We start from the raw sequence: 25,498 nt of genomic DNA, 5'->3' as shown, positions 1-25,498 counted from the left end.
GGCAGTCCGGCACGCTCCTGCCGCCCTCAGGATCCCAGCTCGAGCCTAGAGCCCTTCGCACGCGGCAAGATGAGCGGAGTATGCGGGAGTCCCTGAGAGCGGGGATAAGTTTTTTTGAATTTTTTTGTTTGCGCCGGTGACTGCCTGCGAGGGGCTTTGTCATCCTCGGCTTCAGGCCGAGGATCCATTGGCAAGCGCGCGTTTTGTGCAATGGATCCTCGGGACAAGCCCGAGGATGACATTTCCTGCTATTGCTGCTGCACGGGACATGTGCGCCGGGCTGAGGGGTCGCTGCGCTCAGGATTTCGCTGTCGGGCCGGCGATCAGGCGCGTCGCGCGGGTAAAGGCGTAAGCGCCAACAAACGCCATCGAGGTCAGGCCGATCACGGAGGGCAGTCCGTCGTTCATATTGAGGACGGTCAGGATTTCGTAGGCGATCGCCGCTCCGACCAGTCCGCCCAGCGCCGATATAATCGTGTTGGACACGCCACGAAGAGTTAAGCCGTAGAGAACGCCTACGATCAGTCCCGGGTACATCGCCGGCCAGAAATGATCATCCATGTGTCTCTCCCCCCCAATTCTCGAACGAACGAGCTAGCACGCATCGCCAACGAAGCGCTTGATACCAGTCAACGCACGTCTCAGCGAGTATGCTCGCGAGCCCGATCGCCGGGGTGACAAAAAAAGAGACCGATAGCTGTCCGCTACCGGTCTCAAGTCCTGATCGCAAAACTACGAGCAGGTCCAGGGAGTGAATGCGCGACGTTGCAAGTCTAGCCAGTCATCAGAAATCCTCGTTTGGACCGACGGGAGCCAGCTCGGAGATCTTTTCCGGGCGAGCCGGGCGGGCAGAAACGAGCGATGCTTTCTGGTGCGGCCCGTCGGAAGTCTCTGTCTGCCGAACCGCAGGGCGGACGATATGCGATCGCCCGATCGCGATGATTTTGGATTTCTTCGTCATAGCGCGAATGCCTCCAAAGCGTGGTGGGCGGCGCGCCGACGACGGCGGCTCGACGCGTGAGCGATTGCAGCCCGCTCGGCAAGAAGCGCATTGGCGAAACGCCGGCCTTCGAGCGCGCTGTATTCGTTGCGGGCGGCGTGAAACAGGTAATCCCGCTCGCCGTCCTCACGGATGATCAATCCGGCCTGGTCGTCTCCGACCTCGATAACGTATGATTTGTGCATGCCTTCGCTATTGCCGGAGCTGTGCCGGCATCCTTCTGTGTTGAGATGTGATGAGTTGTTCGTCTTGGGCTGGGTCGCTCAGCAGCAACAACAGCAGCAGGACATACGGCAGGCGCCGTGCACCATCTCGGAAAAGGCAGGAAGGCTTGACGTGGTAGCGATGTTCATAGCGGTCTCCGTTGGCGGAGCCCACGAGTGCGTCGTGGAGCTTAGCGTTTGATGACGCGGCGCAAGTCTCAGCGAAATCACCGCGGAGGGCACACGATCGTGCCGACACGAGCGATCTAACCTGCTTCGGGTTTGGTCGGGAAATAAGAAGAAGTTCATTGCTTAGAAGGGGCGGGAAACGCCACACCGTTGCGCGTGTTAAGCTATTGTCAAAAATATACTTTTTCGGATCCATCCACTTGGGATTAAAGGTCTCTGGATAATGGGCTGGCGATGGTTTGCGTTTGGTGGGATACCCTCAGCGACCTGACGTGGGGATAGGTTTATGAAGATTTGCATGATCGGCGCGGGCTATGTCGGGCTTGTCTCCGCGGCCTGTTTTTCCGATTTCGGCTGGACGGTCACGTGCGTCGACAAGGATCAGGCGCGTCTCGCGGAGATGAAGGCCGGCCGCTCGCCCATCTACGAACCGGGCCTCGAAGCGCTGATGGACAGAAACATCAAGGCTGGCCGTCTGCTGTTCACCGACGATCTCGGGCCGGCAGTCGCCGAGGCCGATGTGGTGTTCCTCGCGGTCGGAACACCGATGCGGCGCGGCGATGGCTATGCCGATCTATCCTACGTCTTCACTGCGGTCGAAGAGGCCGCTCCGCATTTGCGCGGCTTCACGGTCGTCACCACGAAGTCGACCGTGCCGGTCGGAACCAGCCGCGAGATCGAGCGCCGCCTGAAAGCCAAAAGGCCGGACGCGGACGTCGCCGTCTGCTCGAACCCGGAATTCCTGCGCGAAGGCTCGGCCATCCAGGACTTCACCCACCCGGATCGCGTTCTCGTCGGCGCGGATGATGTGCGCGCACGCGAGGTCATGGGCCGCCTGTACAAACCTCTGGCGCTACGCGGCTCGCCCGTGATGTTCGTCGAGCGCGAATCGGCCGAGCTCGCCAAGTACGCGGCCAACGCGTTCCTGGCGCTCAAGATCAGTTTCATCAACGAGATCGCAGACTTGTGCGAGAATCTCGGCGCGGACGTTCAGGAAGTTGCCTCAGCAATCGGCAAGGACCGGCGCATCGGCGACAAGTTCCTGCATCCCGGCCCCGGTTACGGCGGCTCATGCTTCCCCAAGGACGTTTCGGCGTTGATTCGAACGGCGCGCGAGGCGAAGTCGCCCGTCTCCATCATCGAGCAGGTGGAACGGGTCAATCATGAACGCAAGCTCGCCATGGCAATCCGCATTGTCGAGGCGGCAGGCGGATCGGTACGAAACAAGACGATTGCCGTGCTCGGCCTGACGTTCAAGCCGAATACCGACGACATGCGCGACGCGCCGAGCCTCGTCATCGTGCCGATGCTGCAAGAACGGGGCGCAACGGTCAGAGCCTGCGATCCGCAGGGGCGCCGGCACGCCGAGCCGCTGCTACCGGGTGTCGTCTGGTGCGAGAGCGCCAATGAAGCGGCCCAGGGTGCCGACGTGCTGGTGATCGTCACAGAGTGGAACGAGTTCCGTGCCCTCGACCTTGAAGACCTCAAGGGCCGCATGGCCGGAAAGACGATCGTCGATCTGCGCAACGTTTTCGATCCGGAGATCGCCCGCGACCTGGGGCTCACGTATTCGGGCATCGGCCGCGGCCATCGTGGCCAGGGCACCTCGCAGGTTGCAGCGGCGACCTCGAATGACGCCCAGTCGGCGCTCAGCGCGAAATAGCGCGCACTTCGAATCCGGCCTTGAGTTGCATGGCGCACGGGAGCCGTCAGGGTGCCATCTCGTTGCGTCGAAACGGGTTTCGCCGCGTCAGCGGACGTCCGCACGACGCCCTCGCGCAAGCTTCGCATAAGAAGCTCGCCCCAAAGCGCGAGGGATTTTTCACACTATGGCAGCGACGAAGACAGCGGCGAGCACCGGCATCGATTTAGGGCTTGGTCAGCGCGACGCCGGCCTGGCCATCGGCGTCGTCGGCATTCTGACCATCCTTTTCCTGCCGCTGCCAGCGTTCATCAACGACATCGGCCTTGCGCTGTCGATCGCCTTCTCGATCACCATTCTGATGGTCGCGTTGTGGATACGACGCCCGTTGGAATTCACGGCGTTTCCGACGATCCTGCTGATCGCGACGCTGCTGCGCCTCTCGCTCAACGTCGCGACGACGCGTCTGATCCTCTCGCAAGGCGCGGAGGGACCGACGGCGGCCGGTCACGTCATCGCCGGCTTCGCGCAGTTCGTGATGGGCGGCAATTTCGTCATCGGTCTCGTCGTCTTCATCATCCTCATCACCGTCAACTTCGTCGTCATCACCAAGGGCGCGACGCGTATCGCCGAAGTCGGAGCGCGCTTCACATTGGATTCGATGCCCGGCAAGCAGATGGCGGTCGACGCCGATCTTGCGTCAGGGGCCATCGACGAGAAAGAGGCGATCCGCCGCCGTCGCGAACTCGAAGAGGAAAGCCAGTTTTTCGGCGCCATGGACGGCGCGTCCAAGTTCGTGCGCGGCGATGCCATCGCCGGCCTCATCATCACTGCAGTCAATATCTTCGGCGGCATCATCATCGGCATCACGCAGCACGATCTTGCCTTCGATCGCGCCGTCGACACCTTCGTCAAGCTGTCGGTGGGCGACGGCCTCGTCACGCAGATCCCGGCGCTTGTCGTGTCTCTGGCTGCCGGCCTGCTCGTATCCAAGGGCGCAACGCACGGATCGACCGAAGGCGTCATCGTCAACCAGCTCGGCAATTATCCCCGCGCGCTGATGCTGGCCGGCGGCGTCATGGGGCTGCTGGCATTGGCTCCGGGCTTGCCGTTCATGCCGTTCGCCATCATCGGCGGCATTCTGATGTTCACAAGCCAGGGCCTTCTGCGCCAGAAGTCCGATAGCGAGCAAGCGGCTGCACTCGCCAACACCAACTCGCAGCTCCCGTCGGCCGAGGAGCAATCCCGGCAATCGATCCGCGACCAGCTCAAGACCACCGAGATCGAGATTTGCTTCGGCAAGCAGATTTCTACTGTCCTCATGCGGCCGTCGAGCGACCTGCCACAGCGCGTCGCGAAGATGCGCCGGAAGTTCGCCAAGCAATACGGGTTCGTGGTTCCAGAAATCCGGCTGTCGGAAGATCTCTCCGTGCCGGCGAAAAGCTATCAGATCAAGGTCCATGGCACGGTTGTTGCGACCGCGGAATTGCGGCTTGGAGACGTGCTCGTCGTGGTTGGTGACGGGCCCAAGCCGGAGGCTCCTGGCGACGAAACGCGCGAACCCGCTTTCGGAATGAAGGCGCTCTGGATTCCCGACATCTTCACCAACGCGCTGAAGCGGGACGGCTTCGTGCCGGTCGAAAATACCTCGGTGCTCCTGACGCACGTCGCGGAGGTCATTCGCAACAGTCTGGCGCAACTCTTCTCGTACCGCGATCTGCGCGCACTGCTGGAGCGGCTCGATCCAGAGTACCGCAAGCTGCTTGATGAGATATGCCCATCGCAGATTTCCTACTCGGGGCTTCAGAGCGTTCTCAAGATGCTGTTGGCCGAGCGCGTCTCGATCCGCAACCTGCATCTCATTCTCGAGGCTGTCGCCGAGATCGCGCCGTTTACCCGCAAGGCCGAGCAGATCGCAGAGCACGTTCGCATGCGGCTCTCGACGCAGATCTGCGGCGATCTCAGCGAAGGCAACTATCTCAAAGTCGTGCGGCTTGGGAACAAGTGGGAACTCGCGTTCCATCAGGCGTTGAAGCGCGATGGAAAGGGCGAAGTCGTCGAATTCGATATCGAGCCGCGCCTGATCGAGCAGTTCGGCACGGATCTGTCTAACGTCGTGCAGCCGTTGATGGACGCGGGCCACCAATTCGTGCTGGTGACGGCAGCGGAAACGCGGCCCTACGTCCATACCGTCACCGAGCGGCTCTACGGCACGCTCCCGGTCCTTTCGCATCTGGAAATCAGCCGTGGCGTGCAGATCCAGTCGCTCGGCGCCATTTCATGACCGAGATGACCCATGAAACGCTGCTTGTTCCGCTTCTGGTCTTCTGCCGGATCGGCGCGTGCTTCATGGTTCTTCCGGGATTCTCGAGCGACCGCATTCCCGTTCAGCTGCGCCTCTTCGCAGCCTTCGGCGTTTCGCTGGCGATAACGCCTCTCGTCTACGACATCGTCCGGCCGTCCGCCGTCGAAACTCCGGGCAATCTTTTCGCAATGATCGCGATTGAATCGGCCACCGGAATCCTATTGGGGTTTCTGGTGCGTATCCTCTTTCTCGCGCTCGAATTCGTGGCGCTGGCCATGGCGAATTTTGCCGGCTATGGCTCCGTGTTCTCGCACGCCGTCGACAACAACGATCCGTCCTCGCCTTATGCGGTCTTCGTGACGACGCCGGCGATCGTGCTGTTTTTTGTCAGCGACCAGCACGTGAATATCATCAGCATGCTGCAGCGATCGTACGACGTCATCAAGGTCGGCATGGCGATCGCCGCGCCTCCCAACCTGCAAATGATCGTCAATACGTTCGATTCGACCTTTAAAATGACGTTGCAGCTGAGCGGCGCTCTCGTCGTCTATTCGATCACGGTCAATTTCGCCTTCGGCTTTCTAAGCAAGATGGTGCCGCAAATTCCGATCTATTTCGTCTCGACGCCTTTCGTCGTTCTCGGCGGCCTCATCATTTTGCTGCAGACCGACAAGACGATCCTCGAAATCTTTTCGTCGCTTGTCGGGCAAGCAATTCAGACGATCGGTCAGAATGGCTAGATCGTCTAAGCGAATGCGGCGCCTTGTCGGTCTCTTCCAGGATCTGGAGACGGCCGAACGTGCGAAGGTCGCCGCACTCACCCGCCAGATCAACGAAGTGCAAACTGCACAAGAGGAGTTGCTCAGCCGACTCGCTGAGCCCACTCCGGAAACCGAGCCATTCCTCGGCCTCATGTCGCGCAGCGTCGGGAACATGGACCGGCGGCTGCAACGGCTCGCCAAGGAGCAAGAGTTCGCGATCCAGCGCTACGCCCAGGCAGCAGGACGCACGCAGGGCGCTGCGGGCCTTCTTGCCGATGTTCGCGCTGAAGAGGCCCGCAAAAATGAGCAAAAGTCGCTTGAAGCGCTGCTCGAATTTCGACAATCGAGCGTGGCGCAAGGCCGGGGTAAGTCCCACGGTGGAAGCTGAACGGGTCTTTCACTCCGTCGGTATGTGCATTCTCGATGCCAGTTCTCCCTTCTTCTGCAGCCGCCGATCAGGCCATCTGGACCTCGCGCCAGGATCTTTCCTTGTCGACGGCTGAAAGCCCGACCGCTGCCGCAGTTTCCTCCGGCCGGCCGAACCAGGCACAGAAGGCGAAGGAAGCGGGCCAGCAGTTCGAGGCGATGTACCTGCGCCAAATGCTCGAAGAATGGATGCCGAAAGACGCAAACGACCTGTTCGGGGAAGGAACAGCCGGATCGGTATGGCGGTCGATGCTCGTCGACCACATGGCGACAACGCTGGCCAAAACCGGAACCATCGGAATTGCCCAATTGATCGTCAAACCCGAAGCTGACGGTCTCAAAGGAAAATAAATACATGGGTTACTCGGCGCTGAACTCACAAGGCCGTCCGCAACAGGCGCCCGCATCGACTATTCCGCCGGCTGCCGCGAACGGTTTCGGCGCAAAGCGTCCGCCAACCCCCACACGTACTGCCGTCCACGATTCGGAGGCAGCGCGGGCCGTGGTTTTTGCCGTCATCCGCCGGATCGAGGGCTATCTGGACGAGGAGACCCTGGCCCTGGATGCATCTCCCAATTTCGATTTGAAGGCATCAAATGACCGGAAGAGCCAGGGCCTCGTCGACCTCAACCAGGCCATGCGCCGGCTCAAGATCTCCGATGTCAATGAAGAGCTGGAACGGCGGTTGCAGAGCTTTAGAAACAAGCTTGCCATCAACCTTCGCAAGATCCGTCTTCACCTTGACGCCGTCCGCGAAATCACCGCGATGCTTTCGGATGCGCTCCAAAGCGCTGAATCGGATGGAACGTACACGCGCTACACGCAACGGAGCATGCCTTGATCCGTTCCATCATCGTGGCACTCGTGACCTGCCTTGCCACCATCGGCGGCGTTTACGGTGCGATGACGATGAAGGCCGGCGCCAAGGCTGCCGCGGCGCCCGAGGCGCAAAGCAAGCTGCAGATGATGAAAACGCGCATGGTCAGCGTACCGCTGCTCGCCAACGGCGAGGTGTTCGGCTACGTCGTCACGCGGCTTAATTTTCTGGCGGATGCTGACCTCGTGAAGCTCAGCTCGGTTGCTCCTGATGTGTTCGTTGCCGACGAAGCCTTCAGGCAGATCTACGAAAACGCGCCTGAGGACATGAAAAACGGGCGCAAGCAGGCGATCAAAGAACTTACCGCCGACGTCGCGGCTGCCGCCAACAAGCGCATCGGTCGCGATGTGGTCAAAGACGTGATGATCGACAGCTGGACCTATCTCTCCAAACAAGACATGATGAAAAAGCAATGAGCGCCCTTGATACTGATTTCGGCTTCGATGCCGTGTTTCAAAAATCTGCGCAGGAGCTCAAGCTGCGGCTCACGCGCGACGCGCTGTCGCCTCCCAAGCCCAATACGCCGCCGCGCCGGGGAAGCGTCGCCGCCATGGTCGTTTTCGGCGGACTTGGCGTGCTGTCGCTCGGTATCTTCATTATCGGCTATTCCGCGCTCCTCTCCGATACGCCAGAAATCTGGATCCATCGCCTCATGGCGCTTGCCCTCGCGCAAAGCATCTTGATCGGTGCCGTGACGATGAAGCTGTTGCCCGCGATCGAGCGGCGCACTTCGACGATCCGGCTGGGGACGATGGCTTCAACCAAGCCGCTGGAGCGCAATAAGGCCCCCCTGCGCATCGACCCGGTTCCGCCGCCGTTGCCTGAAGTGCCGAAGCCGTCCGTGGGCGGGCAGCTCGCCGGCCGCGATTATCTGCAATACCACGACGGTTCGATCGAGATCGATACTCTCGTAGGGCGCCGTCGCTTCGTATCTATCGAGGCCGCGAAGGAATTCGTCGGATCCTGATCAGCCGGTCAGAGGCCAGGATTCGAAGTCGTCGAAATCGCCTTCACCGATCGGCATATCAGTGCGACGGCCCGTAAGGCGATCCGATACTTCCGTGAGCTTGATGGTAGCGGACGCGCGAACGAGATCGACCTTCCAGTCGACGGACGAATGTTTGGCGAGACCATGCACAAAATCGGCAACGGCGCCGAGGTGCTGGCATATCCTATCGAGATTCTGCAGCTCGTAGATCGATTGCGAGCCGCCGAAAGAGCCGGCCACCACGAGGTTGCCGACGAGGGTCTGCAGATCGCTCGCCATGTCAGAGAGCATCCTGACTTCATGGGAAACGCTCAGAAGGACGTCCTTCAACGGTGCTTCGGGGCGGATCGCGCCCCCGGTGTTATCGACGTCCTTCATTGTCCGCGCCCCTGCCGTCATCAGAAAAGTTCGAGTTCGCCGGCGTTCGACACGACTGTCGCTGCCGGGAGCTTGACTGGTTGTTCGACCTCCGCCGGTCCGGTCAGAAGGATCTGCCGTGCACGGCCCGATACCGGCCAATATTGAATGCGCCGGCCTTGCGGGCCCCCTGTGCTACCGCCGATGAAGGAGATGCCTTCCGCCTTCAGGAAGCGCTGAGCGAATTCGGCGTTGTTCTTGCCGATGTCGGAATGAGAGCGAACGGTCCGGGCGCCGCCGAACAGCTTCGCCTCGAGACGCTCGCGTCGCGCGCCAGCCTTCAGAAGTCCGTTGACGAGCAACTCCATGAGATGGACGCCCATACGCTCGGCCTCTTCGCTCTTCGAGCGGTTCAGCTCTCCCGGCAGGAGGAAATGATTCATGCCACCCACGCCAGCGAGCGGGTCGCGAATGCACGCGGCGATACACGAGTCCAGGATGGTCGTGACCATTACGTCGCGATCCGACGTGACGAAATATTCGCCCTGGATGATGTGTACGCGCTTTTCGGGCAGTTCCGTCAGTGTCATGTCAGCTTCCCGACGACGGCTTCGATGCACGTCTTCAATTGCGGCACAGAAAAAGGTTTGGCGAGGAAGTTGTTGAGGCCCCACTTCTTGCCTTCGTCGATGAGAGCCTTATCCCCCTTGCCGGTGACGAGGATGAACCCGACCTTGCTCGTCGGTCCATGCTGTCTCAGAGCGCGGAGCAGCTGAATACCGTCGATCTTGGGCATGTTGTAATCGGAGATGACGAGATGGCAGGGCGCCGTCATCATCATCTTCAATCCCTCTTCTCCGTCCTTTGCGACCTTGAACGACTTCAAGCCGATCTGATCGAGACCATCCGTGAGCAGCGCGCGGCTGACGGATGTGTCATCCACGACGAGGATGGAAAGCTGCTGCATTGCGGGCATGATATTGCCTCCTAGTGAGTCTTGTTCTTGGATGTCTCTGAGATGATCGCGGCGCCTAGCTTGTCGAGCGGGAGCTGTTTTTCGACTGCTCCAAGATCGAAGGCTGCCTTTGGCATGCCGTAAACGATGCAGCTTGCTTCGCTTTGGCCGAATGTTCTGGCTCCAGCCTTGCGCATCGAAAGAAGACCAACGGCGCCATCCTTGCCCATGCCCGTCAGGATCACGCCGACGGCGTTGGCCTTGCAGGATCGAGCAACTGACTCGAACATCACTTCCACGGATGGGCAATGGCCGTTGACGCGATCACCCGGGCGAAGCCGGCAACGCCGATCGGCGGTCACCTCAAGATGTTCCGATCCGCCCGGCGCGAGATACACGTGACCAGGCGCGAGTTTCGCGCCGTCGGTCGCTTCCTGGACCTTTGGTGCGCAAAGCCTGTCGAGACGCGCGGCAAAGCTGCGGGTGAACGCCGGAGGCATATGCTGCGTGATAACGGTGGGAGGGCAGTTCTCAGGGAAGCTCGAGAGCAACTCGCTCAAAGCCTCGACGCCGCCCGTTGAAGCGCCGATCGCGACAAGGCGTCCGTCGGATACATAGTCCTGCGTCGTCGCATGAGCGCGAGCGGCTTCGCGGCTTTGGGCATCACCCTTGAGAGCCCGCACGCGGGCCGACATGGCGATCTTCACCTTGAAGGGAAGTTCTTCGAAGCTATGCTCGTTGCCCGGACGAGGCTTTTCGATGCAGTCGATCGCGCCAATCTCGAGGGCTTGAATGGTCTCGTCGGCACCGCGGCCCGTCAGCGTCGACACCATGATCACAGGCATGGGACGAAGCCGCATGATCTTTTCGAGGAATTCCAGCCCGTTCATATTGGGCATCTCGACGTCGAGCGTCACGACATCGGGATTGAGCACCTTGATGGCCTGGCGCGCCTGAATCGGGTCTTCGGCCTGACCGACGACTTCGATTTCCGGATCTTTAGTAAGCGCGGTCGCGATCAATCCCCGCATGGTGGAGGAATCGTCGACAATGAGAACTCTAACTTTCTTCATGATGGGCGGCCGTTCTTTTTGCGATAGGTTGTAATGCCGTCTGTCGTTAGAAGCGCGGTCGCCTGACCGGCAACGCGCTCCGAGTGTCCGATGTATAAGGCGCCGTTCTCCTTCAGGAGACTGGTCAAGCGCGACCACACCGTGTTCTGCGTTTCGCGATCGAAATAGATCACAACGTTTCTGCAGAAGATGGCGTCGAACGGGCCCTTGAAGCGCCAGGCACCCATCAGATTGAGCTCTTGGAACGAAATCAGCGAGCGCACGTCATCGTCGACGCGCAATGTCGATCCGCCCGGATTTTCCGGGTCTGGTCCAAACCAAGAGGAACGCAGGCCTGCCGGCACGTCCGCCACTTCTTCCTTCTGATAGCAACCGCGGCGTCCATGGGCGACGACATGCGGATTGAGATCGGTGGCAAGAATGCGCACGTCGAGCGAAGCCGCCTCCGGGATGACGGATAGCACCGTCAAAGCCATCGAATAGGGTTCCTGCCCGGTCGAACACGCAGCGGACCAAAGCCGCACGCGATTGCCGCGCCGGGCTGATTCCGCGATGGGCTCAATGATCGATTTGCGCAGGTGCTCGAAGTGGTGCGGCTCGCGAAAGAACCTCGTCACGTTCGTCGTAAGCGCGGCGATCATGCTGTTACGCTCGTCATCGTTCTCGCGCACGGTCGTGCAGTAATCCGAGAACGATCTAATACCAAGGGCGCGGAGGCGCTTGGCGAGACGCGAATAGACGAGCGTCGCCTTCGATTGGGGCAGATCAATTCCAGCTTCCGCTTTGGCGATGCGCGCGATCTCCCGGAAGTTCGCATCGGTAAATGCGAACTCTCCGGTGAGCAGCGCGCCCGAGGCGGATGCTGAACTGTCAGCTGCAGACGTCATGCCGCAGCCTTCGAGCTGACGGGAAGTACGCTGTCGAGCGCAACGATGCTGATCATCCGACCATCAACCGCATAGACGCCCTTGACGAACGTCTTGGCCAATTCCGAGGCGATATCGGGCGTCGGCTGCATAGCGGCTTCGGCAACCGTGAGGATATCCGAAACGGCGTCAACGAGAAGACCGATCACCTGCTGATGGACCTGAACAACGATGATGACGCTGCGCGCCGTTGGCTCGGTCAAGCCGATGCCAAATCGCATGGCGAGATCGACGATGGGCAGGACCGCGCCACGCAAGTTGATGACACCGCGCACGTATGTGGGCGAGTGCGGCAGCGGTGTAGCCTGGGTCCAGCCGCGGATTTCGCGGACGCCCATGATGTCGATGCAGAATTCTTGCGTGCCGACGTGGAACGAAACAAATTCGCGATTGACGCCGTTGGCTGATGAACTGACGTTTTCCATTAGCTTATCCTCATGTCCCAAAGCGCAGGCTTTCGCCTAAGTGATCTTCGAAGGTGCCGGTTACCAAAGCATCGACGTCGAGAATGAGCGCCACTCGTCCGTCACCCAGAATGGTGGCGGCGGCGATACCGGCGACAGTCCCGTAGTTCGTCTCCAAGCTCTTGATGACGACCTGGCGTTGATCCTGAATCGAATCGACGAGCAAGGCGTTGCGCGCGCCGCCGCCCGTCTCGACCAAGATCGCCACACTGCGCTCAGGGTCGGCCGGCGTATCACGGAAGCCGAGTTGGGTTCCAACGTCGATCAGCGGCACGAACGTGTTGCGGATAGCCATGACCCGGCCTTCGGCGCCGAGGCCGTGCAGTTCGCCATTCTTGGGCTTCAGGGTTTCGACGATCGCCGTCAGCGGCACGACCAGCGTCTGGCCTGCGACGGAGACGGCCATACCGTCGAGCACCGCCAGCGTGAGCGGCAGGCTCATGGAGAACGTCGAGCCCTGACCCGGACGCGAGGAGATGGAGATACGGCCGCCCAAAGCCTGGATTGATCGCTTGACCACGTCCATGCCGACGCCACGGCCGGAAATGGCGGAAATGGTCGCAGCCGTCGAGAAGCCGGGCAGGAAGAGGAGATTATCGATGTCGCTGTCGGAGAGCTGCGCGTCCGGTGAGATAAGACCTTTCTTGATCGCCGATGCCCTGACCTTGGCCCGGTTGATGCCGGCGCCATCGTCGGAGATCTCGATCACGATGCGGCCCGAACGATGGGCGGCCGACAGGCGCACGGTTCCTTCCGGTGGTTTGCCTGCGGCGACGCGTTCTTCCGGGGTTTCGATTCCATGGTCGACCGCGTTGCGGATCATATGGGTCAGCGGCTCGGCCAATCGCTCGACGACGGTCTTGTCGACTTCGGTCGCTTCGCCATCCGTCTTGAGACGAACCTCTTTACCCGTGGCGTCGGCCACTTCGCGAACGATGCGCGACATACGTTGGAACAGCGGCTTCACGGGCTGGGCGCGGATCGCCATCACGCTTTCCTGAATCTCGCGCGTGAGCTGCTCGAGTTCCTCAAGGCCGATGACGACGGATGACGAGCCGGCGAAATTCGCTTCGACGACGCGTTGCGACAGCATCGCCTGGTTGATGACGAGTTCGCCGACGAGATTGATCAGCCGGTCGACGCGGTCGAATTCAACACGAATGGTCGTCTGGGCCTGGACGGCGACGTTCTTGGGTGTTTCCGTCAGCGCCGAAGAAGCCGATGCCGCCTCGTTCGCGGGTTCCTTTGCCATCTCGGGCGCAGCTTCAGCCGTTTCCGCCGGCGTCTCTGACGTCGAATTGCCACCGAGGGCGAGAGCCAGGAGCGAGGCGATATCGGCCGCCGACACTTCCGGCTGACCGTCGGTCTCGATGTTGATGTCGGCTTCGCCGTCAACGAACTCGAAGATTTCGCGCACCGACTCGATGGGCACTTCAGAATTCAGCTTGATGTCCCATGACAGATAGGCGCCTGCTGGGTCGACAGCGTCCAGATCCAGAACTCCGCTCGTGTCGCAATTGACCTCGATCTGGCCGAGGCGCGAGAGTTCGCGAATGATCAGGGATGCTTCGTTGGCGTTGGCGTACAGTTCAGGGCGGGGCGTGAACTTGATGCGATATTCGTGGAGTTTTGGACCTTCCGGCTCGGGGGCGACTTCTGGACCGCCGATGTCGATGACCGCCGGTTGGAAGTCGATAACTTCTTCTTCCTCAGCCTCGCCTTCGATGACTGTCAGGGCTTTGACGTCTTCGGCGATGCTGGCGTAGCTCGATTCGTCAATTTCGCGACCGTCACGCGATGCTTCGACCAGATCCGACAGAACGTCGGCAGCGCGCAGCATTGGCTTCATGACTTCCGGCGTCGGCGCAAGCTTGCCGCCGCGCACCAAATCCAAGGCAGTCTCGAAGGTATGCGCGAATTGAACGAGCGCGGTCAGTTTGAACGCGCCAGCGCCACCCTTGATCGAATGCACGGCGCGGAAAACTGCGTTGACTGTTTCGGAATCGGCATTGCCTTCATCCATTGCGAGCAGACCGACTTCCATCTCGGAGAGCTGTTCTTCGCACTCCTGGAAGAAGGTCTGCCGAATGGCAGCCATCGTATCGACGGTCATAGCACTTCTCTTTGATTAGGCTGCAACGCGCCGAATGGCGGCGATCAACTTTGTCGGTTCGAACGGCTTCACGATCCAACCTGTCGCGCCGGCTTCCTTGGCGCGCATTTTCTTGGCTGCATCGCTTTCGGTCGTCAGAACCAGGATCGGCACGCGGCGGTATTTCGGGTCCTTGCGGACCGCCTCGATCACTCCGAAGCCATCCATCTTCGGCATGTTGATGTCCGTGACGATGACGTCCGGCATCGCCGTCTGGAGCACTTCGAGTCCGTGGACGCCGTCTTCCGCCTGCAGCACGTTGAAGCCTGCTTCAACGAGTGCCATCCGGAGCATATCGCGCATCGTGCGAGAATCGTCGATCGTGAGAATCGTCTGGGTCATGCCTGAAGTCCTTCAATAAGAAGATGCTCGCGCGACAAACCAACCAGCGCGATGGTGTCGAGAAATTCTTCCGTAGGATTCGTGATGGCGTAGCTATGGCCGTCGCCCTGCCAAGTCTTCGCCGCCGCGATCAAGATCTGCACCGCTTGCATGCCCGTCCGGCGTACCTGACCGGCATCGACCGCAAGCGGCGAACCGCGGCGCGCCAGCAGAGCCTCCTTGACTTCATTTGCAGTCGAGAAGTCCAGGTACTCCGGCAGGACAAGAGGATCGCTGGTGCCCGCGCCGGTGGGTGCCGCCTCGACAGCAATCTCCTCGGTTGCGGCGGGAAGTTCTACGACTTCGCTCATGTCCAAATTCACCTCTTCGACCACGGACGAGACTGCGGCTTTCACGCGAGGCTTCGTCGTCCGCCGCTTTGGAGCGGCTGTCTTGGCCCGCGGTTTGGTCTTCTTACGTGCCATTAAAATTCCTCCCAGCTCGCATCAGCGCCAGCAGCGCTGCGGCGACCACCTGCACTTGCCGTTACTTTCGCTTTCGGTGCTGCATGCCGCGCCTGACGCCCTGCCGACTTGGCGGGTTCGCGGCGGGCCGCCATTTCAACAACCGTGTCATCGCCAGTCTTGAAGCGAGTGACGAGGCGAACCAATTCTTCGGTCTGCAGCGCAAGCGTCTGAGTTGCTGCGGTTGCCTCTTCGACCATTGCCGCGTTCTGCTGCGTCACCTGATCCATTTCGTTGACGGCCGTGTTCACCTGCTCGAGACCGTGTGCCTGTTCGTTGGCGCTCGTCGCGATGTCGGTGACGATGGTGTTGATCTCGGCGACCTGATTCACGATCCGGGTCAGCGCGGAGCCCGTTTCGCCAACAAGCTGGACGCCTTGAGCAACCTGGCCTGTCGAAGCCGAGATCAATCCCTTGATCTCTTTCGCGGCTTCAGCGGACCGCTGGGCCAAGGCACGAACTTCCGAAGCCACGACCGCGAAGCCGCGACCGGCGTCGCCTGCTCTGGCGGCTTCGACGCCAGCGTTGAGCGCCAGAAGGTTCGTCTGGAAGGCGATCTCGTCGATGACGCCGATGATCTGGCTGATCTGCTTAGACGAGTTTTCAATGCCGTTCATCGCGGCGATGGCCTTGCGAACGACTTCGCCTCCCTTCTCGGCATCGGCCTTGGCGATCGATACCGTTTCACGAGCATGGGTCGCACCGCGCGCCGTCTTGTTGACGGTATCGGTGATCTCCTTCACAGCCGCGGCCGTCTCTTCGAGGCTGGCGGCCTGGTTCTCGGTACGACGAGAGAGGTCGTCAGAGGCTTGCGAGATCTCACCCGTGCCAAGCCGGATGCTTGCAGCACCCTTCTTGACGAGTTCGATCGTGCTCTTGAGCTGCGACGCGGCGGAGTTGAAGTCGGTCTTGAGTTTAGCGAACTCAGGAGCAAACTCAGCGTAGACCGTCGTTTCCAGATTGCCTTCGGCAAGTTCCGAGAGAGACGTTCCGAGCGACGCAACGACGGTGTTGATCTGATTTTCGGCTTCCAGCTTGGCTGCCTGCGCGGCGGCGAGCTGGCCCATCATCAGGTTCATCTGGTTGATGATCGCCTCGTATTCCGGAATGACTTTCTCGGTGATGCGATGCGTAAAGTCGCCGTTCGAGATGCGCTCAGCTGCACTGGTGAAAGCATCCATGAAGCGTTCGTGCTCGACCGCGTAATGGTTGTTCATTTCCTGCTGCTGCTTGGCTGCTTCAACCGCGCTGTCTGTCATTTCCTTGTTCTCGACCATCGCCTTCTTGAAGTGAGAAAGCGCGCCGGCGATGAGGCCGTTTTCGTTGCGGTCGGACAGGTGCGGGATGGAGACGCTAAGTTCGTTGTGGCTCAGCTGATCCATCGTGCGGATGAGGTCGGAGAGCCGCGAAGAGATGCCCTTGGAGATCAGAGCAACCATCACGAGGGAAAGGATCGTCGCCGCAATAAGAAGACCGACGGTCAGATAGAGCGACCGGTTGGCATCGGAAACGTCCTCGGAGGCAAGGCGCTCGAAGAGGCTGCCCACTTTGATGGTTATTTCGGAGATCATCGCGTTCGCGGACGCCAAAGAGGAGGTCAGATCACCGATGCTTGAGCGCTGATAGTCCGCCGCCTTCAGTTTGCTCGCAATCTCGTCGAGCTTGGCAAGAAGCTTCTGGTCCGAGTCGCCAAGATCAGCGAGAGCGCCACTTGAGATGTTGCTTCGCAGCTTGCTGAGAGAAGACGACAATTTGTTCGCGGTGCGCCGGAGCATTGCATAGCTCATGGCGAAGTCTGTACGATCTTCGGCAACACTGGACGACGCAACCGTCTCTTTAAGATCAGAAAGCGCCTGTTCGACGCCGCCCAGTCTCTGAATAAAGACGTCCTGGGCATAATAGCTGTCCGGCGACGCCGCGACAGCCATTCCGGATTTGGAGGCGATCTGATCCAGCAGCGTCAGCCCTTTGCGAACGCGGTCGCTGCCAGGCTTTGCGTTCTTGAACTCTAACAGCTCAGAGGCCACTCCCAACTGCTGAGCACGTTCGGCGACCTGGTCGCTCAACTGAACATCTGCGCTATCGGTCATCTTCGCCCACACCGACTGTGCGAGCTCTGCACCGCGAACCTCGTTCTCGAAAACCGCCTTCTCTTCAATCTTCTGATTGGCGAACAGAACCAACTGCGCCAGCGAGGGGATGAGGAAGATCGCCGCTATAAGCGCCAGCCGCTTCGACATCGACCATTTGCTGTTTACATACTCTATGACCATGATCGCACTCATTCCCTCAAAGGTTTTCTTCGCTATTCTCGTTAGAGGTTACGTCGCCGTGCCGTAATCGGCGTCGAGAGACGATATCCCGCACAAGCGACCTTTTGGGCCGCACGCGAATCGTCCTTCTCAGGAGCCGATAATTCTCAATTGAAGCGTGAACTGGAGATCGAAAACGACGGTATCAGCCGCTCGGAAAACCGGCGAAAAATGCCATCGCGCATACAGATGTTCCTGCTTCAGAATGCTGGAACATGTCGGGTTCTGGGCCGACACGGCTGCGCGGCATCATGCCTATGACTGTCGAAATCAAGCCGCCGTGAGGCAAAATTAAGCGGCAAATCTATCGAATTGGTTTACGATATCATTTCATTTCACACGAATGAGACAATACCAAAATTATTTTATTAGATAACGCTGTTTAATGCATGCCACGAAATGCCAACCATCAAATTAAGGATTCGTTTTATATTCAGAATGGCAGGCGAACCAACTGATTCCATCTTCCGAAAATGCGGTCAAAATTCTATTTTTTAAGCCAGGAAATACGTCTAGGCGGCTTCACATATTGTAAACCCATGGCGTCGGCGGAGGCATGAGCTACGCGACACCGCACAATCAAATCGTCCTCGGGAATTTCCAAAAAAAATTCGCCTGATAATGATTCGGGCGCGGAAAGCTTTATTTTTGCGCCGCCTTCGGATTGATCCAACAGCGTGCCGGGAAGACGCCGGCCATCATCCAATACCAGAATTGCTGGCTTAAAAGTCGGTCGCCTGCCGAAAGCTCGCTTTTCGCGCATGGGATTCCTTTGATTCCGATCCGCACTTATAGATGCCGCAAATCTATTTAAATCTCGCATTCATTTATATGCGTTGCAGAGTCCTACATTAGCCGTGTGCCTGCGCGCGCAAGGCATTTGATCGCCCAGCTGAATAGCAACTTGCAACCACATGTCGCGCGCTTCGGAACTCCCGGCTAACGAGCTATTTAAGGGATTTGAATGATTTATCTGAAAAAGTACGTTGTTCGCCGCGCTGGCCGTTAAGGCGCTTGTCGCTCAGGCGAAAACGATTCGGGGTTCGGTAAGCCAATGAGCGAAATAGCGTGCGCGTTTCTCGCTCCCGTTAAGAATGATACCAAATGACGGGCGCGACCGGGACATCGCCGGCATTCTTGGACGCGGCGTTATCCGCCCGTGCGCTCGCAACTGCGCTTGACGGTCTAGGTATTGTCTCGATCGCCGACCCTGACGGCCGCATCCTCCACGTCAATGGGGCCTTCGTCCGCATTAGCCAGCGATCCCCAGAAGAGCTCATCGGGCAGAACCATTCGAGTCTCAGTTCCGGGCATCACGGCCAGGCGATCTGGGGCGAGATCCTCGCATCGCTCCGCCAGCACAAAGCTTGGCGCGGACACATAGAGAATAGCGCCAAGGACGGTTCGCGTTACTCGGTCGACTCCACGATACTGCCGCTTGTTGGTCTCGACCAAAAGCTCAATGGCTTCTTGTCGTTTCAACGCGAGATCATGAAGTCGGAAGCCGATATTGCTTCCCTTCAGGCGCGCAGCGCCCTTCTCGATACCATCATACAAGGTTTTCCCGGCGGGTTGACGGTATTTGATCGTGATCTGGGGATCGTTCTCATGAACGAGAAGCAGCGCGAGCTGCTGGAATATCCCGGGGATCTCTTCCGCAACGGACTACCGTCGCTCGAGGACCTCTATCGATTTGACTCCGAGCGCGGCGATACCGCACCCGAAGACGCGGAGCAGCAGATCCGGTCTCGCCTCACGTCGGCTCAAAATGGGTCCGCCCCAATTTTCGAGCGCCGGCGGCCCGGTGGAAACTTTATCGAGATCCGCGGAAATCCCCTTCCAACCGGCAGCTTCGTCAGTGCGCATCTCAACATCGCTGACCGCAAACGGGAGCCGGATGCAAGTGGTCGGGAGCGACTGGACCCGCTGACGGGACTGCCCAATCGCCTGCAGCTGAAGGAACGCATCCAATCCGCACTTGCGAATGAGAAGGGTGAAACAGCTCTTGCCCTCCATTGTTTGGACGTCGATCGGTTCGCTTCTATCAACGATACACTCGGGCAGACGCTCGGCGATACTTTGCTGGTCGCCATCGCCGATAGATTGAAAGCCGATCTCCGCGATAGCGATATGCTCATCCGGCTGGGAGGAGATGAATTCGCAATTCTCCAAATCGCGCCCCGGTCAATCGAAGAAATCGCAGCGCTGGCAAAGCGCGTTATCGCAGCTTTTTCCGACGCCTTTATTGTCGGCGATCATACTGTCTCGATCGGATGCACCATCGGCATTGCGATAGGCCCGTCTGACGGAAGCGACGCCGATCAGTTGCTTGCCAACGCCGACATGGCGCTCTACCGCGCAAAATCGGTGGGCCGAGGGACTTATGGGTTCTTCGAACACTCCATGCATCAACGCTTGCAGAAGCGGCACCAAATCATCATGGGGCTTCATGCGGCGCTCGCAAACAGTAAGTTCGAGCTGCATTATCAGCCGATCGTCAACGTCAAGACTCGCAGAATCGTTGGCTGCGAAGCGCTTATTCGATGGTCGCATCCAATTCGCGGATTGATCCCTGCATCAGAGTTCATACCGATCGCGGAAGAATGTGGACTCATCGGACAGATTAGCGACTGGGTGCTAAAGCGCGCCTGCGCGGAGGCCAGTCTCTGGCCCGATGATATCTGGGTCGCCGTCAATATCTCTCCCGCGCAATTCCATGACAAGGACCTGGTCGAGAAGATCACGAGCGCGGCCAAGAACATTTCGCTCTCCCGGCTTATCCTTGAAGTCACAGAAAGCCTTTTAATGAAGGATTCTGAAGCGACCAGCGCCACGCTGGATCAGCTGCGCAAGCTTGGCATTCGCTTTTCGATTGATGACTTCGGAACGGGTTTCTCGTCTCTCAGCTATCTGCAGAGTTTCCCGTTCGACAAGATCAAGATCGACAAATCATTCGTATCCGCCGTCGCGAACGTCAAACGGTCTGCGACCTTGAGGCGTTCGATCATTCAGCTCGGCTACAATCTTGGAATGACGAGTGTCGCCGAGGGCGTGGAAACGGAGGAGCAGCTCGATCGCCTGCGCGCCGAGGGCTGTGTCGAAGCTCAAGGATTTCTGTTCTCGCGTGCTGTTCCGGCGGCGAAGCTCCGCACTCTTTTTCCCAATCCACTTTAGCTGCATGATGGTGCACTGATGCGAAAAGCCGTTATCAAGTCGACGAAATCGGTGATCCAGCCGCCCGAAGCGGTTTCTCTCCTGGATCTCGATCAGGGACACGCCTTGTTTGAGGCGTTCGTCTGCGAATTTCATTGGACCGTGCTTCAGATCGGAGCGATCGCCAGTTCCATGAACGCGAGCATCGCCAACCGTCGAGCCTGGGCGATCCGTTCCTGCAGCAATCTGATCCCGGTTGAATCGCCGGTTATTAGAGCTGCGCTGAATTCGGCCACCGCCATCGGCCTTCCGAAAAAGCTCGCCGCATCGCTGCAGAAGATTTTCCTCGACCTCTCCGACGCTAAATCGCAAACCGTGCCCGTCATACGGGACGCCGGAGCCTTCACTGGTCCTGAGATTTCAGCCGCCAAGCTCGAGCAGACCGCGGCGTTGTGGCGGACGCTTGCCGCGGAATGCGAAACAGCGGTTCAGCTCTTGGAGCCGGAGGCCCGCTGGAGACTGAGCGGGCTTTATACGGGAAACTGCTTGGTGCTCGGGCGCTTTCTAAGAGCTGCCATAAGCGGCGCTTACGACTGCGTCAATCAGTTTGGCGAGGTGGCTATACCGGTTCTGCCGCAACGGCGCATCTCCACACGTTATGCGTTGTTGCAGCCCTGCATTCTGCATGGTGCCGCCGGACGCTCGCCGGCCTTCGCTCATGACTTCTCGAAATACGGGATCAACTTGTCGAGCGAACGGTCTTTTGAAGTCAAGGAACGCGCGGTCGTCGAGTTGCGCAGCGGCCGGAAAATGCGCGGCATGATCGTCTGGGCGCGATCCCAGCAGCTCAGCCTGCAATTCGACGAGCCGCTTGCAGGGGCCGACGCGCTCTTCGTCAGATAATCAAGTGTCGACGACGACGCGATTTCTGCCCTGAGCCTTTGCTTCGTAGAGTTTCGCGTCGACGCGGTCGAGAAGATCATCGCAATCTTCGCCCCGACGCAGTTCGACAATACCAAATGACGCGGTCACCTTGCCGATAGGCTGCCCGGTCTTGTGATGCATCCACTTTTTGCTTTCGAGCTCGCTGCGAAGTTGTTCTCCCAAATTCCTGGCGCCTTCGACGCGGGTTTGCGGAAGAACGACGACAAATTCCTCGCCGCCAAATCGCGCGGCGGTATCGCGGCCCTTGATATTCTTCGAGAGGAGTTCGGCAAAGCGGCGAAGGATCTCGTCCCCTACGGCGTGGCCGAACGTGTCATTGATGCGTTTGAAATGGTCGACGTCGGCCATGATCAGGCTGAGCGGCTCATTAGCTTCCGCTGCCGCTTGAACTTCCTTAGGAAGATGGACCTCAATCCAATGCCGATTTTTGAGTGACGTAACCGCATCGAGCATTCCAAGACGATGACTGTCGCTGAGACTGATCCTGAGCTTTTCAATTTGCTGCTGGGAATGCTGAAGGCGCGTATTGAGTTCTGTTACCTCATTCTGGACTTTCTTATTCTCGCTGATCAGAAACTGAATGATGCTTCGGATGCGCTCCGGCGATGTCGATGAAAACAAGCTATCGCTGACCTTCGACAACGCTTCCGAATGCGAACCGCTCAGGTCAAGGTGCTGCTTAAGCAATCTCATGACCGAGAACATTTCGTCGTCGAGTTCCTGACCGACCTTTTCAAGTCTCTCGGGCAGGTCGTCATCCCGATTTTTGGTTCGAAAACGTCCGGCAAGGACCTGCCAGGCTGCCCATGCAAAGCTCCCGCAGGCGACGGTGATCACGCCGACCAACAATGCCAAGGCGAAAGGATGCGCGCCGAGACGGACCAGCCGACCTCGCGAGTCGACCTCGGCGATTTGCCAGGAGACGTCGGACCAATTCAGAAGCGATGCCGGATTCATGTCGGCTTGCATGAATATGCCCCACGCCGGATAGGCGGCGCAAATGGCAACCAAGCTCACCATCATGATCACCGCCGCTGGCGACAGCTGTCTGAGTGCAGGTATGCTCATACTCGGCTCGGTCGATGACGCATTTTCGACTCCCCTGCGGTTAGCTGCAGAAGAGCATGGCATAAACAGGCGAGAGTTATCCGATGGAATTGCACCGCCCTTCCAGACACTTAAAACAATGGAAGGCCCGTGAATACCGTCAGCATCGGGAACATGAGTCGGCCAATTCAGCAATGCACGCGCGGCCGATAATTTGGGAAATCACAAACGCATATCAAAATTAAATGCGAGTGAGGCTCGGAAGCACGGTCCAAGCCGCTGTACTAATTGAAACCAACCGCGATACGCGTGAATAGTTGTTCAGTGAACACCTTTAATAATCCGCCGCTATAGCTTCCGGTCAGCAGCAGTATGACGAACCCGGCAATCATTTTCGGCACGAATGTCAGGGTCATTTCTTGAATCTGCGTGATTGCCTGCACAAAGGCGACACCAACACCAATGACCATCGCCGATCCGACAACGGGGCCGGCGAGCACGATCGTCAACCAGATGGCCTGCTGGATCAGGCCCAGTGCGTCACCTTCCGTCACGATGAGGGGTATCCTATCGTTACGCCGGCCTCGATCGGCACTTGCTTGCCATTCGTCAACACCGCGGTCGATCCGGATGAATCGATCCTGACCGATTGAATGATACCTTGCGTACCATCGGTGCCTTTAATCGTCAGGCCGATCATCGTGCTTGCCTGAGAGATATTGGAATTGACCAGCAACTGGCTCAGCTTCGAATTGGTGTTGATCGCCTGTTCGACGTTTGAAAATTCGGCGATCTGAGACATGAATTGGCTGGAATCGGTCGGATTCAACGGATCCTGATTCTGCAGCTGAGCTACCATGAGTTGCAGAAAGTCATTGTAGTTCAGCGTGGGACTTGCACCGCTGGACGACGAACCGGCCGTATTGGACGTGTTCGTGTTGGTTCCTGATACAGTGGTCATGCGACCTCCTTGCTGCGCTCTTCCACTTTCGTCGTGGGTTCCAAGGGAAGCAGCGCCCTCACCTTCTTCAGTGCTTCGAACGGGCGATCCTGATCGAGAAGATTGCCCACCTCAACCAGACCTTCAGTCATTTTCTGATCGCTCAGATTGGCCACAAGATCTGTCACGGATTCCCTTGCCATGGTGCGCGCCTTCATGTGCAGCGCCGGATCCATGAGCATCATCTGGATCATGAAGTAGAGCTGTCGAAAGGGAGTCGTTGTATCCTCAGGCTTCATGACGTGCTGTTCGAGGAGGAAGATGACATCGTTCATGAGTTCGATGCTCACCTTTCGATCCACGCGCAGAACACCGCCGTTGATGAATATTCTCTCTCCGGCACGGAGCGTTATTTTCAAGCCGCCGGCCATCAGAGACCTTCCGCGATGACGTTCGACACCTCAATGAGGCCGCCGAAGTTGTCCGACCGGCCGTTGCTGATCGCCTGCGCTTCCTTCAGCATCCAAATTCCGATGGAGATCAGCTTGGCTCGGACCTCATCGGGCAGACCGTTGTCAGGCTTTGAGAGATCTTCCAGGAAGAAGCTCCATAGCCTGTTTAGAAATACGATTGCGTCTACCGCCTCGCGCGAACTCGGCCCCGCCCTCTGGGCTGATTTCAAAAGCGAGATGGATTGTTCGATGGCCAAGCGCTCATTTTCGCGCTGACGGTCGCCTGATTCGCTCAGTGCTTCTTCGTATGAGAACTTGTACATCGTTTGCCTTCCGGAAATTCCCTTAGGATTGCCGCCGTTATCTGATGTAGTCGAGGATGCTGAGTTTATTGATTTGGTTCGTCAGCGAGTACGCTGCTTGGAGAGCCGTCGAAATCTGAGACAACTGAGTGGTTACGGCCGCCGGATCGATCTGCTCAAGGTCGTGAATGGACTTGGTCAGGAACGAAACTTGGGTATCGATCTGGTCGTTGGAATCGCTGATGCGCTGCTGCGTGACGCCGAGCGCGGACTGCACCTGCGTTAGGGTTCCAGTGACGCTCGCGGTCAGGTCTCGTGCCTTCGAGATGATGACCTGTTGCGTGCCGCCGTTGAGGTTTGCAAACCCAAGGCCTGAAATCATGGCGAAGGCTTGCATCTGATTCGAGAATGTCGGGTCGTTCGCAGTCACCGACGTATTGATGACTTCATTGCGCGATATGCGGTTGCTGACGGGCTTGTTCGAAGCCGCCGACCAAGTGCTTGTCCAATTCGCCGTCGAAAAGATGTTTGCGAATTCGTTGTCGAGAAAGTCGCTCATTGCCTGAGGCGAGATCGACGATACGTTGGGATCTGTTGGGCTCATGCCGAACTTCGCGGTAAACGCAGCCGTCACCGCCTGAGCGCCGGCGGACGGAGGCGAGGCAAAGAAATCCTCGACAGGCTTCACGTCAGAATTCGTGCCGGCAAAAAGATACTGGCCGTCCAAAGAGGCATTGAGCTGATCTTGCAGCGTCTGCATTCCGGCTTTTGCGGCTTGTATCAAGGTTTCCTGCGAAGTCGCGGCCGTCTGGGCGCTGATAAGGCTCGACAGGAAGTTGGAGGTGCCCTTTGAAACCGTATCCAATGCCGATTGAGAGGCGGTCAGCCGATCGAGAACAAGATTGTTCGAGGACTTAATTGCCTGGATCTGCTCCATCTCCTGGCGCATCGAAACACTGACGCCGGACGTCGCGCCGAGTGTCACGCCAATATCGGCGTGGTTGCCAGTCGCCAGCTCCTTCTGTGCGTCGACGAGTTGCCCCTGCAGGCGCGCGATCGACCGCGTCGTTTCAGAGGAGAGCGATGCCGACGAAATGAAGGATGACGTGATCATGAGGCTCAGCTGAATGATTGAATTAGCGTGGAGATCATATCGTCGACAGTCGTCATGAGACGCGAGGACG

Annotated in this window: 30 protein-coding genes; 10 read left to right on the top strand and 20 right to left on the bottom strand. The window is 58.6% G+C overall.

Features of this window, described 5'->3' with window-relative positions; all coding sequences use genetic code 11:
• Positions 1-297 precede the first annotated feature (297 nt).
• The 3 genes from EKK30_RS11240 to EKK30_RS11230 form a co-directional block, all read right to left on the bottom strand.
• Positions 298-561: a hypothetical protein gene (locus tag EKK30_RS11240; protein ID WP_290984782.1), complete on the bottom strand. Its 264-nt coding sequence runs from the start codon at positions 559-561 to the stop codon at positions 298-300.
• A gap of 223 nt (positions 562-784) precedes the next feature.
• Positions 785-961, bottom strand: a complete 177-nt coding sequence (locus tag EKK30_RS11235) for a hypothetical protein (protein ID WP_290984779.1) — start codon at positions 959-961, stop codon at positions 785-787.
• Positions 958-1,185, bottom strand: coding sequence for a hypothetical protein (locus tag EKK30_RS11230; RefSeq protein ID WP_290984776.1), 228 nt, complete (start codon positions 1,183-1,185; stop codon positions 958-960). The genes EKK30_RS11235 and EKK30_RS11230 overlap by 4 nt, the downstream gene beginning before the upstream one ends.
• A gap of 493 nt (positions 1,186-1,678) precedes the next feature.
• Here EKK30_RS11230 and EKK30_RS11225 point away from each other — a divergent pair, with 493 nt between their 5' ends.
• The 8 genes from EKK30_RS11225 (at position 1,679) to EKK30_RS11190 (ending at position 8,370) form a co-directional block, all read left to right on the top strand.
• Positions 1,679-3,055, top strand: a complete 1,377-nt coding sequence (locus tag EKK30_RS11225; protein ID WP_290984773.1) for a UDP-glucose/GDP-mannose dehydrogenase family protein — start codon at positions 1,679-1,681, stop codon at positions 3,053-3,055.
• A 166-nt stretch (positions 3,056-3,221) separates the two neighbouring features.
• Positions 3,222-5,318 (top strand): flagellar biosynthesis protein FlhA, encoded by a 2,097-nt coding sequence (flhA, locus tag EKK30_RS11220; protein ID WP_290984770.1) that lies wholly within the window; start codon positions 3,222-3,224, stop codon positions 5,316-5,318.
• Positions 5,315-6,079, top strand: coding sequence for a flagellar biosynthetic protein FliR (locus EKK30_RS11215; protein WP_290984767.1), 765 nt, complete (start codon positions 5,315-5,317; stop codon positions 6,077-6,079). The genes flhA and EKK30_RS11215 overlap by 4 nt, the downstream gene beginning before the upstream one ends.
• Entirely contained in the window at positions 6,072-6,488 is a 417-nt protein-coding gene (locus tag EKK30_RS11210; RefSeq protein ID WP_290984764.1) for a hypothetical protein, read from the top strand. Before EKK30_RS11215 ends, EKK30_RS11210 begins: the two co-directional genes overlap by 8 nt.
• Positions 6,489-6,523: 35 nt before the next feature.
• Complete coding sequence (locus EKK30_RS11205) at positions 6,524-6,877, top strand: rod-binding protein (protein ID WP_290984761.1); 354 nt, start codon at positions 6,524-6,526, stop codon at positions 6,875-6,877.
• Positions 6,878-6,881: 4 nt separating this feature from the next.
• On the top strand, positions 6,882-7,367 hold the full coding sequence (locus EKK30_RS11200) for a hypothetical protein (protein ID WP_290984758.1): 486 nt from the start codon (positions 6,882-6,884) through the stop codon (positions 7,365-7,367).
• A complete protein-coding gene (locus EKK30_RS11195) occupies positions 7,364-7,819 on the top strand; it encodes a flagellar basal body-associated protein FliL (RefSeq protein ID WP_290984755.1) in 456 nt (151 codons plus the stop codon). The genes EKK30_RS11200 and EKK30_RS11195 overlap by 4 nt, the downstream gene beginning before the upstream one ends.
• The gene (locus EKK30_RS11190; protein WP_290984752.1) at positions 7,816-8,370 is read left to right on the top strand and encodes a hypothetical protein; all 555 of its coding nucleotides are present in this window, start codon (positions 7,816-7,818) and stop codon (positions 8,368-8,370) included. The genes EKK30_RS11195 and EKK30_RS11190 overlap by 4 nt, the downstream gene beginning before the upstream one ends.
• Here EKK30_RS11190 and EKK30_RS11185 read toward each other — a convergent pair whose 3' ends face one another.
• From EKK30_RS11185 to EKK30_RS11135, 11 genes are all read right to left on the bottom strand, one after another.
• The gene (locus tag EKK30_RS11185; RefSeq protein WP_290984750.1) at positions 8,371-8,769 is read right to left on the bottom strand and encodes a hypothetical protein; all 399 of its coding nucleotides are present in this window, start codon (positions 8,767-8,769) and stop codon (positions 8,371-8,373) included.
• 20 nt (positions 8,770-8,789) lie between these two features.
• The gene (locus EKK30_RS11180) at positions 8,790-9,338 is read right to left on the bottom strand and encodes a chemotaxis protein CheD (protein ID WP_290984747.1); all 549 of its coding nucleotides are present in this window, start codon (positions 9,336-9,338) and stop codon (positions 8,790-8,792) included.
• The gene (locus tag EKK30_RS11175; protein ID WP_290984744.1) at positions 9,335-9,724 is read right to left on the bottom strand and encodes a response regulator; all 390 of its coding nucleotides are present in this window, start codon (positions 9,722-9,724) and stop codon (positions 9,335-9,337) included. Before EKK30_RS11175 ends, EKK30_RS11180 begins: the two co-directional genes overlap by 4 nt.
• 11 nt (positions 9,725-9,735) lie before the next feature.
• Entirely contained in the window at positions 9,736-10,776 is a 1,041-nt protein-coding gene (locus EKK30_RS11170; protein ID WP_290984741.1) for a chemotaxis response regulator protein-glutamate methylesterase, read from the bottom strand.
• Positions 10,773-11,663 (bottom strand): protein-glutamate O-methyltransferase CheR, encoded by an 891-nt coding sequence (locus EKK30_RS11165; RefSeq protein WP_290984738.1) that lies wholly within the window; start codon positions 11,661-11,663, stop codon positions 10,773-10,775. The genes EKK30_RS11170 and EKK30_RS11165 overlap by 4 nt, the downstream gene beginning before the upstream one ends.
• Positions 11,660-12,127: a chemotaxis protein CheW gene (locus tag EKK30_RS11160; RefSeq protein ID WP_290984735.1), complete on the bottom strand. Its 468-nt coding sequence runs from the start codon at positions 12,125-12,127 to the stop codon at positions 11,660-11,662. The genes EKK30_RS11165 and EKK30_RS11160 overlap by 4 nt, the downstream gene beginning before the upstream one ends.
• A 10-nt stretch (positions 12,128-12,137) precedes the next feature.
• Positions 12,138-14,279, bottom strand: a complete 2,142-nt coding sequence (locus tag EKK30_RS11155) for a chemotaxis protein CheA (protein WP_290984732.1) — start codon at positions 14,277-14,279, stop codon at positions 12,138-12,140.
• 15 nt (positions 14,280-14,294) lie between these two features.
• A complete protein-coding gene (locus EKK30_RS11150) occupies positions 14,295-14,660 on the bottom strand; it encodes a response regulator (protein ID WP_290984729.1) in 366 nt (121 codons plus the stop codon).
• Positions 14,657-15,124 carry an STAS domain-containing protein gene (locus EKK30_RS11145; RefSeq protein WP_290984726.1) on the bottom strand — a complete coding sequence of 156 codons (468 nt, stop codon included), beginning with the start codon at positions 15,122-15,124 and terminating at the stop codon, positions 14,657-14,659. Before EKK30_RS11145 ends, EKK30_RS11150 begins: the two co-directional genes overlap by 4 nt.
• Positions 15,124-17,448 carry a methyl-accepting chemotaxis protein gene (locus tag EKK30_RS11140; protein WP_290984722.1) on the bottom strand — a complete coding sequence of 775 codons (2,325 nt, stop codon included), beginning with the start codon at positions 17,446-17,448 and terminating at the stop codon, positions 15,124-15,126. Before EKK30_RS11140 ends, EKK30_RS11145 begins: the two co-directional genes overlap by 1 nt.
• A gap of 514 nt (positions 17,449-17,962) precedes the next feature.
• Positions 17,963-18,238 carry a PilZ domain-containing protein gene (locus EKK30_RS11135; RefSeq protein WP_290984719.1) on the bottom strand — a complete coding sequence of 92 codons (276 nt, stop codon included), beginning with the start codon at positions 18,236-18,238 and terminating at the stop codon, positions 17,963-17,965.
• Between the two features lie 341 nt (positions 18,239-18,579).
• Here EKK30_RS11135 and EKK30_RS11130 point away from each other — a divergent pair, with 341 nt between their 5' ends.
• Positions 18,580-20,649 carry an EAL domain-containing protein gene (locus EKK30_RS11130; RefSeq protein ID WP_290984716.1) on the top strand — a complete coding sequence of 690 codons (2,070 nt, stop codon included), beginning with the start codon at positions 18,580-18,582 and terminating at the stop codon, positions 20,647-20,649.
• An 18-nt stretch (positions 20,650-20,667) separates the two neighbouring features.
• Positions 20,668-21,531 carry a PilZ domain-containing protein gene (locus tag EKK30_RS11125; protein WP_290984713.1) on the top strand — a complete coding sequence of 288 codons (864 nt, stop codon included), beginning with the start codon at positions 20,668-20,670 and terminating at the stop codon, positions 21,529-21,531.
• Here EKK30_RS11125 and EKK30_RS11120 read toward each other — a convergent pair whose 3' ends face one another.
• From EKK30_RS11120 to EKK30_RS11095, 6 genes are all read right to left on the bottom strand, one after another.
• Positions 21,532-22,641, bottom strand: a complete 1,110-nt coding sequence (locus tag EKK30_RS11120; RefSeq protein ID WP_290984710.1) for a diguanylate cyclase — start codon at positions 22,639-22,641, stop codon at positions 21,532-21,534.
• A gap of 263 nt (positions 22,642-22,904) precedes the next feature.
• Positions 22,905-23,174: a flagellar biosynthesis protein FliQ gene (fliQ, locus tag EKK30_RS11115; RefSeq protein ID WP_290984707.1), complete on the bottom strand. Its 270-nt coding sequence runs from the start codon at positions 23,172-23,174 to the stop codon at positions 22,905-22,907.
• On the bottom strand, positions 23,171-23,581 hold the full coding sequence (gene flgD / locus EKK30_RS11110) for a flagellar hook assembly protein FlgD (protein WP_290984704.1): 411 nt from the start codon (positions 23,579-23,581) through the stop codon (positions 23,171-23,173). The genes fliQ and flgD overlap by 4 nt, the downstream gene beginning before the upstream one ends.
• Positions 23,578-23,991: a flagellar biosynthesis repressor FlbT gene (gene flbT, locus EKK30_RS11105; RefSeq protein WP_290984700.1), complete on the bottom strand. Its 414-nt coding sequence runs from the start codon at positions 23,989-23,991 to the stop codon at positions 23,578-23,580. Before flbT ends, flgD begins: the two co-directional genes overlap by 4 nt.
• The gene (gene flaF, locus EKK30_RS11100) at positions 23,991-24,335 is read right to left on the bottom strand and encodes a flagellar biosynthesis regulator FlaF (protein ID WP_290984697.1); all 345 of its coding nucleotides are present in this window, start codon (positions 24,333-24,335) and stop codon (positions 23,991-23,993) included. The genes flbT and flaF overlap by 1 nt, the downstream gene beginning before the upstream one ends.
• Before the next feature lie 37 nt (positions 24,336-24,372).
• Positions 24,373-25,498: flagellar hook-associated family protein (locus EKK30_RS11095; RefSeq protein ID WP_290984694.1), on the bottom strand; the 1,126-nt coding region annotated here is incomplete at its 5' end.

It is taken from the genome of Hyphomicrobium sp., assembly GCF_003987855.1.
Taxonomy (GTDB): domain Bacteria; phylum Pseudomonadota; class Alphaproteobacteria; order Rhizobiales; family Hyphomicrobiaceae; genus Hyphomicrobium_B.
Note: the sequence above shows the minus strand (reverse complement) of the source record. Positions and strands in the feature narration are given on the sequence as shown.

What these genes read in the sequence shown, in the direction of transcription:
- EKK30_RS11240 (WP_290984782.1), bottom strand. Translation starts at nt 561, where the DNA reads ATGGATGATCATTTCTGGCCGGCGATGTACCCGGGACTGATCGTAGGC.
- EKK30_RS11235 (WP_290984779.1), bottom strand. Translation starts at nt 961, where the DNA reads ATGACGAAGAAATCCAAAATCATCGCGATCGGGCGATCGCATATCGTC.
- EKK30_RS11230 (WP_290984776.1), bottom strand. Translation starts at nt 1,185, where the DNA reads ATGCACAAATCATACGTTATCGAGGTCGGAGACGACCAGGCCGGATTG.
- EKK30_RS11225 (WP_290984773.1), top strand. Translation starts at nt 1,679, where the DNA reads ATGAAGATTTGCATGATCGGCGCGGGCTATGTCGGGCTTGTCTCCGCG.
- flhA (WP_290984770.1), top strand. Translation starts at nt 3,222, where the DNA reads ATGGCAGCGACGAAGACAGCGGCGAGCACCGGCATCGATTTAGGGCTT.
- EKK30_RS11215 (WP_290984767.1), top strand. Translation starts at nt 5,315, where the DNA reads ATGACCGAGATGACCCATGAAACGCTGCTTGTTCCGCTTCTGGTCTTC.
- EKK30_RS11210 (WP_290984764.1), top strand. Translation starts at nt 6,072, where the DNA reads ATGGCTAGATCGTCTAAGCGAATGCGGCGCCTTGTCGGTCTCTTCCAG.
- EKK30_RS11205 (WP_290984761.1), top strand. Translation starts at nt 6,524, where the DNA reads ATGCCAGTTCTCCCTTCTTCTGCAGCCGCCGATCAGGCCATCTGGACC.
- EKK30_RS11200 (WP_290984758.1), top strand. Translation starts at nt 6,882, where the DNA reads ATGGGTTACTCGGCGCTGAACTCACAAGGCCGTCCGCAACAGGCGCCC.
- EKK30_RS11190 (WP_290984752.1), top strand. Translation starts at nt 7,816, where the DNA reads ATGAGCGCCCTTGATACTGATTTCGGCTTCGATGCCGTGTTTCAAAAA.
- EKK30_RS11185 (WP_290984750.1), bottom strand. Translation starts at nt 8,769, where the DNA reads ATGAAGGACGTCGATAACACCGGGGGCGCGATCCGCCCCGAAGCACCG.
- EKK30_RS11180 (WP_290984747.1), bottom strand. Translation starts at nt 9,338, where the DNA reads ATGACACTGACGGAACTGCCCGAAAAGCGCGTACACATCATCCAGGGC.
- EKK30_RS11175 (WP_290984744.1), bottom strand. Translation starts at nt 9,724, where the DNA reads ATGCCCGCAATGCAGCAGCTTTCCATCCTCGTCGTGGATGACACATCC.
- EKK30_RS11170 (WP_290984741.1), bottom strand. Translation starts at nt 10,776, where the DNA reads ATGAAGAAAGTTAGAGTTCTCATTGTCGACGATTCCTCCACCATGCGG.
- EKK30_RS11165 (WP_290984738.1), bottom strand. Translation starts at nt 11,663, where the DNA reads ATGACGTCTGCAGCTGACAGTTCAGCATCCGCCTCGGGCGCGCTGCTC.
- EKK30_RS11160 (WP_290984735.1), bottom strand. Translation starts at nt 12,127, where the DNA reads ATGGAAAACGTCAGTTCATCAGCCAACGGCGTCAATCGCGAATTTGTT.
- EKK30_RS11155 (WP_290984732.1), bottom strand. Translation starts at nt 14,279, where the DNA reads ATGACCGTCGATACGATGGCTGCCATTCGGCAGACCTTCTTCCAGGAG.
- EKK30_RS11150 (WP_290984729.1), bottom strand. Translation starts at nt 14,660, where the DNA reads ATGACCCAGACGATTCTCACGATCGACGATTCTCGCACGATGCGCGAT.
- EKK30_RS11145 (WP_290984726.1), bottom strand. Translation starts at nt 15,124, where the DNA reads ATGGCACGTAAGAAGACCAAACCGCGGGCCAAGACAGCCGCTCCAAAG.
- EKK30_RS11140 (WP_290984722.1), bottom strand. Translation starts at nt 17,448, where the DNA reads ATGAGTGCGATCATGGTCATAGAGTATGTAAACAGCAAATGGTCGATG.
- EKK30_RS11135 (WP_290984719.1), bottom strand. Translation starts at nt 18,238, where the DNA reads ATGCGCGAAAAGCGAGCTTTCGGCAGGCGACCGACTTTTAAGCCAGCA.
- EKK30_RS11130 (WP_290984716.1), top strand. Translation starts at nt 18,580, where the DNA reads ATGACGGGCGCGACCGGGACATCGCCGGCATTCTTGGACGCGGCGTTA.
- EKK30_RS11125 (WP_290984713.1), top strand. Translation starts at nt 20,668, where the DNA reads ATGCGAAAAGCCGTTATCAAGTCGACGAAATCGGTGATCCAGCCGCCC.
- EKK30_RS11120 (WP_290984710.1), bottom strand. Translation starts at nt 22,641, where the DNA reads ATGAGCATACCTGCACTCAGACAGCTGTCGCCAGCGGCGGTGATCATG.
- flgD (WP_290984704.1), bottom strand. Translation starts at nt 23,581, where the DNA reads ATGACCACTGTATCAGGAACCAACACGAACACGTCCAATACGGCCGGT.
- flbT (WP_290984700.1), bottom strand. Translation starts at nt 23,991, where the DNA reads ATGGCCGGCGGCTTGAAAATAACGCTCCGTGCCGGAGAGAGAATATTC.
- flaF (WP_290984697.1), bottom strand. Translation starts at nt 24,335, where the DNA reads ATGTACAAGTTCTCATACGAAGAAGCACTGAGCGAATCAGGCGACCGT.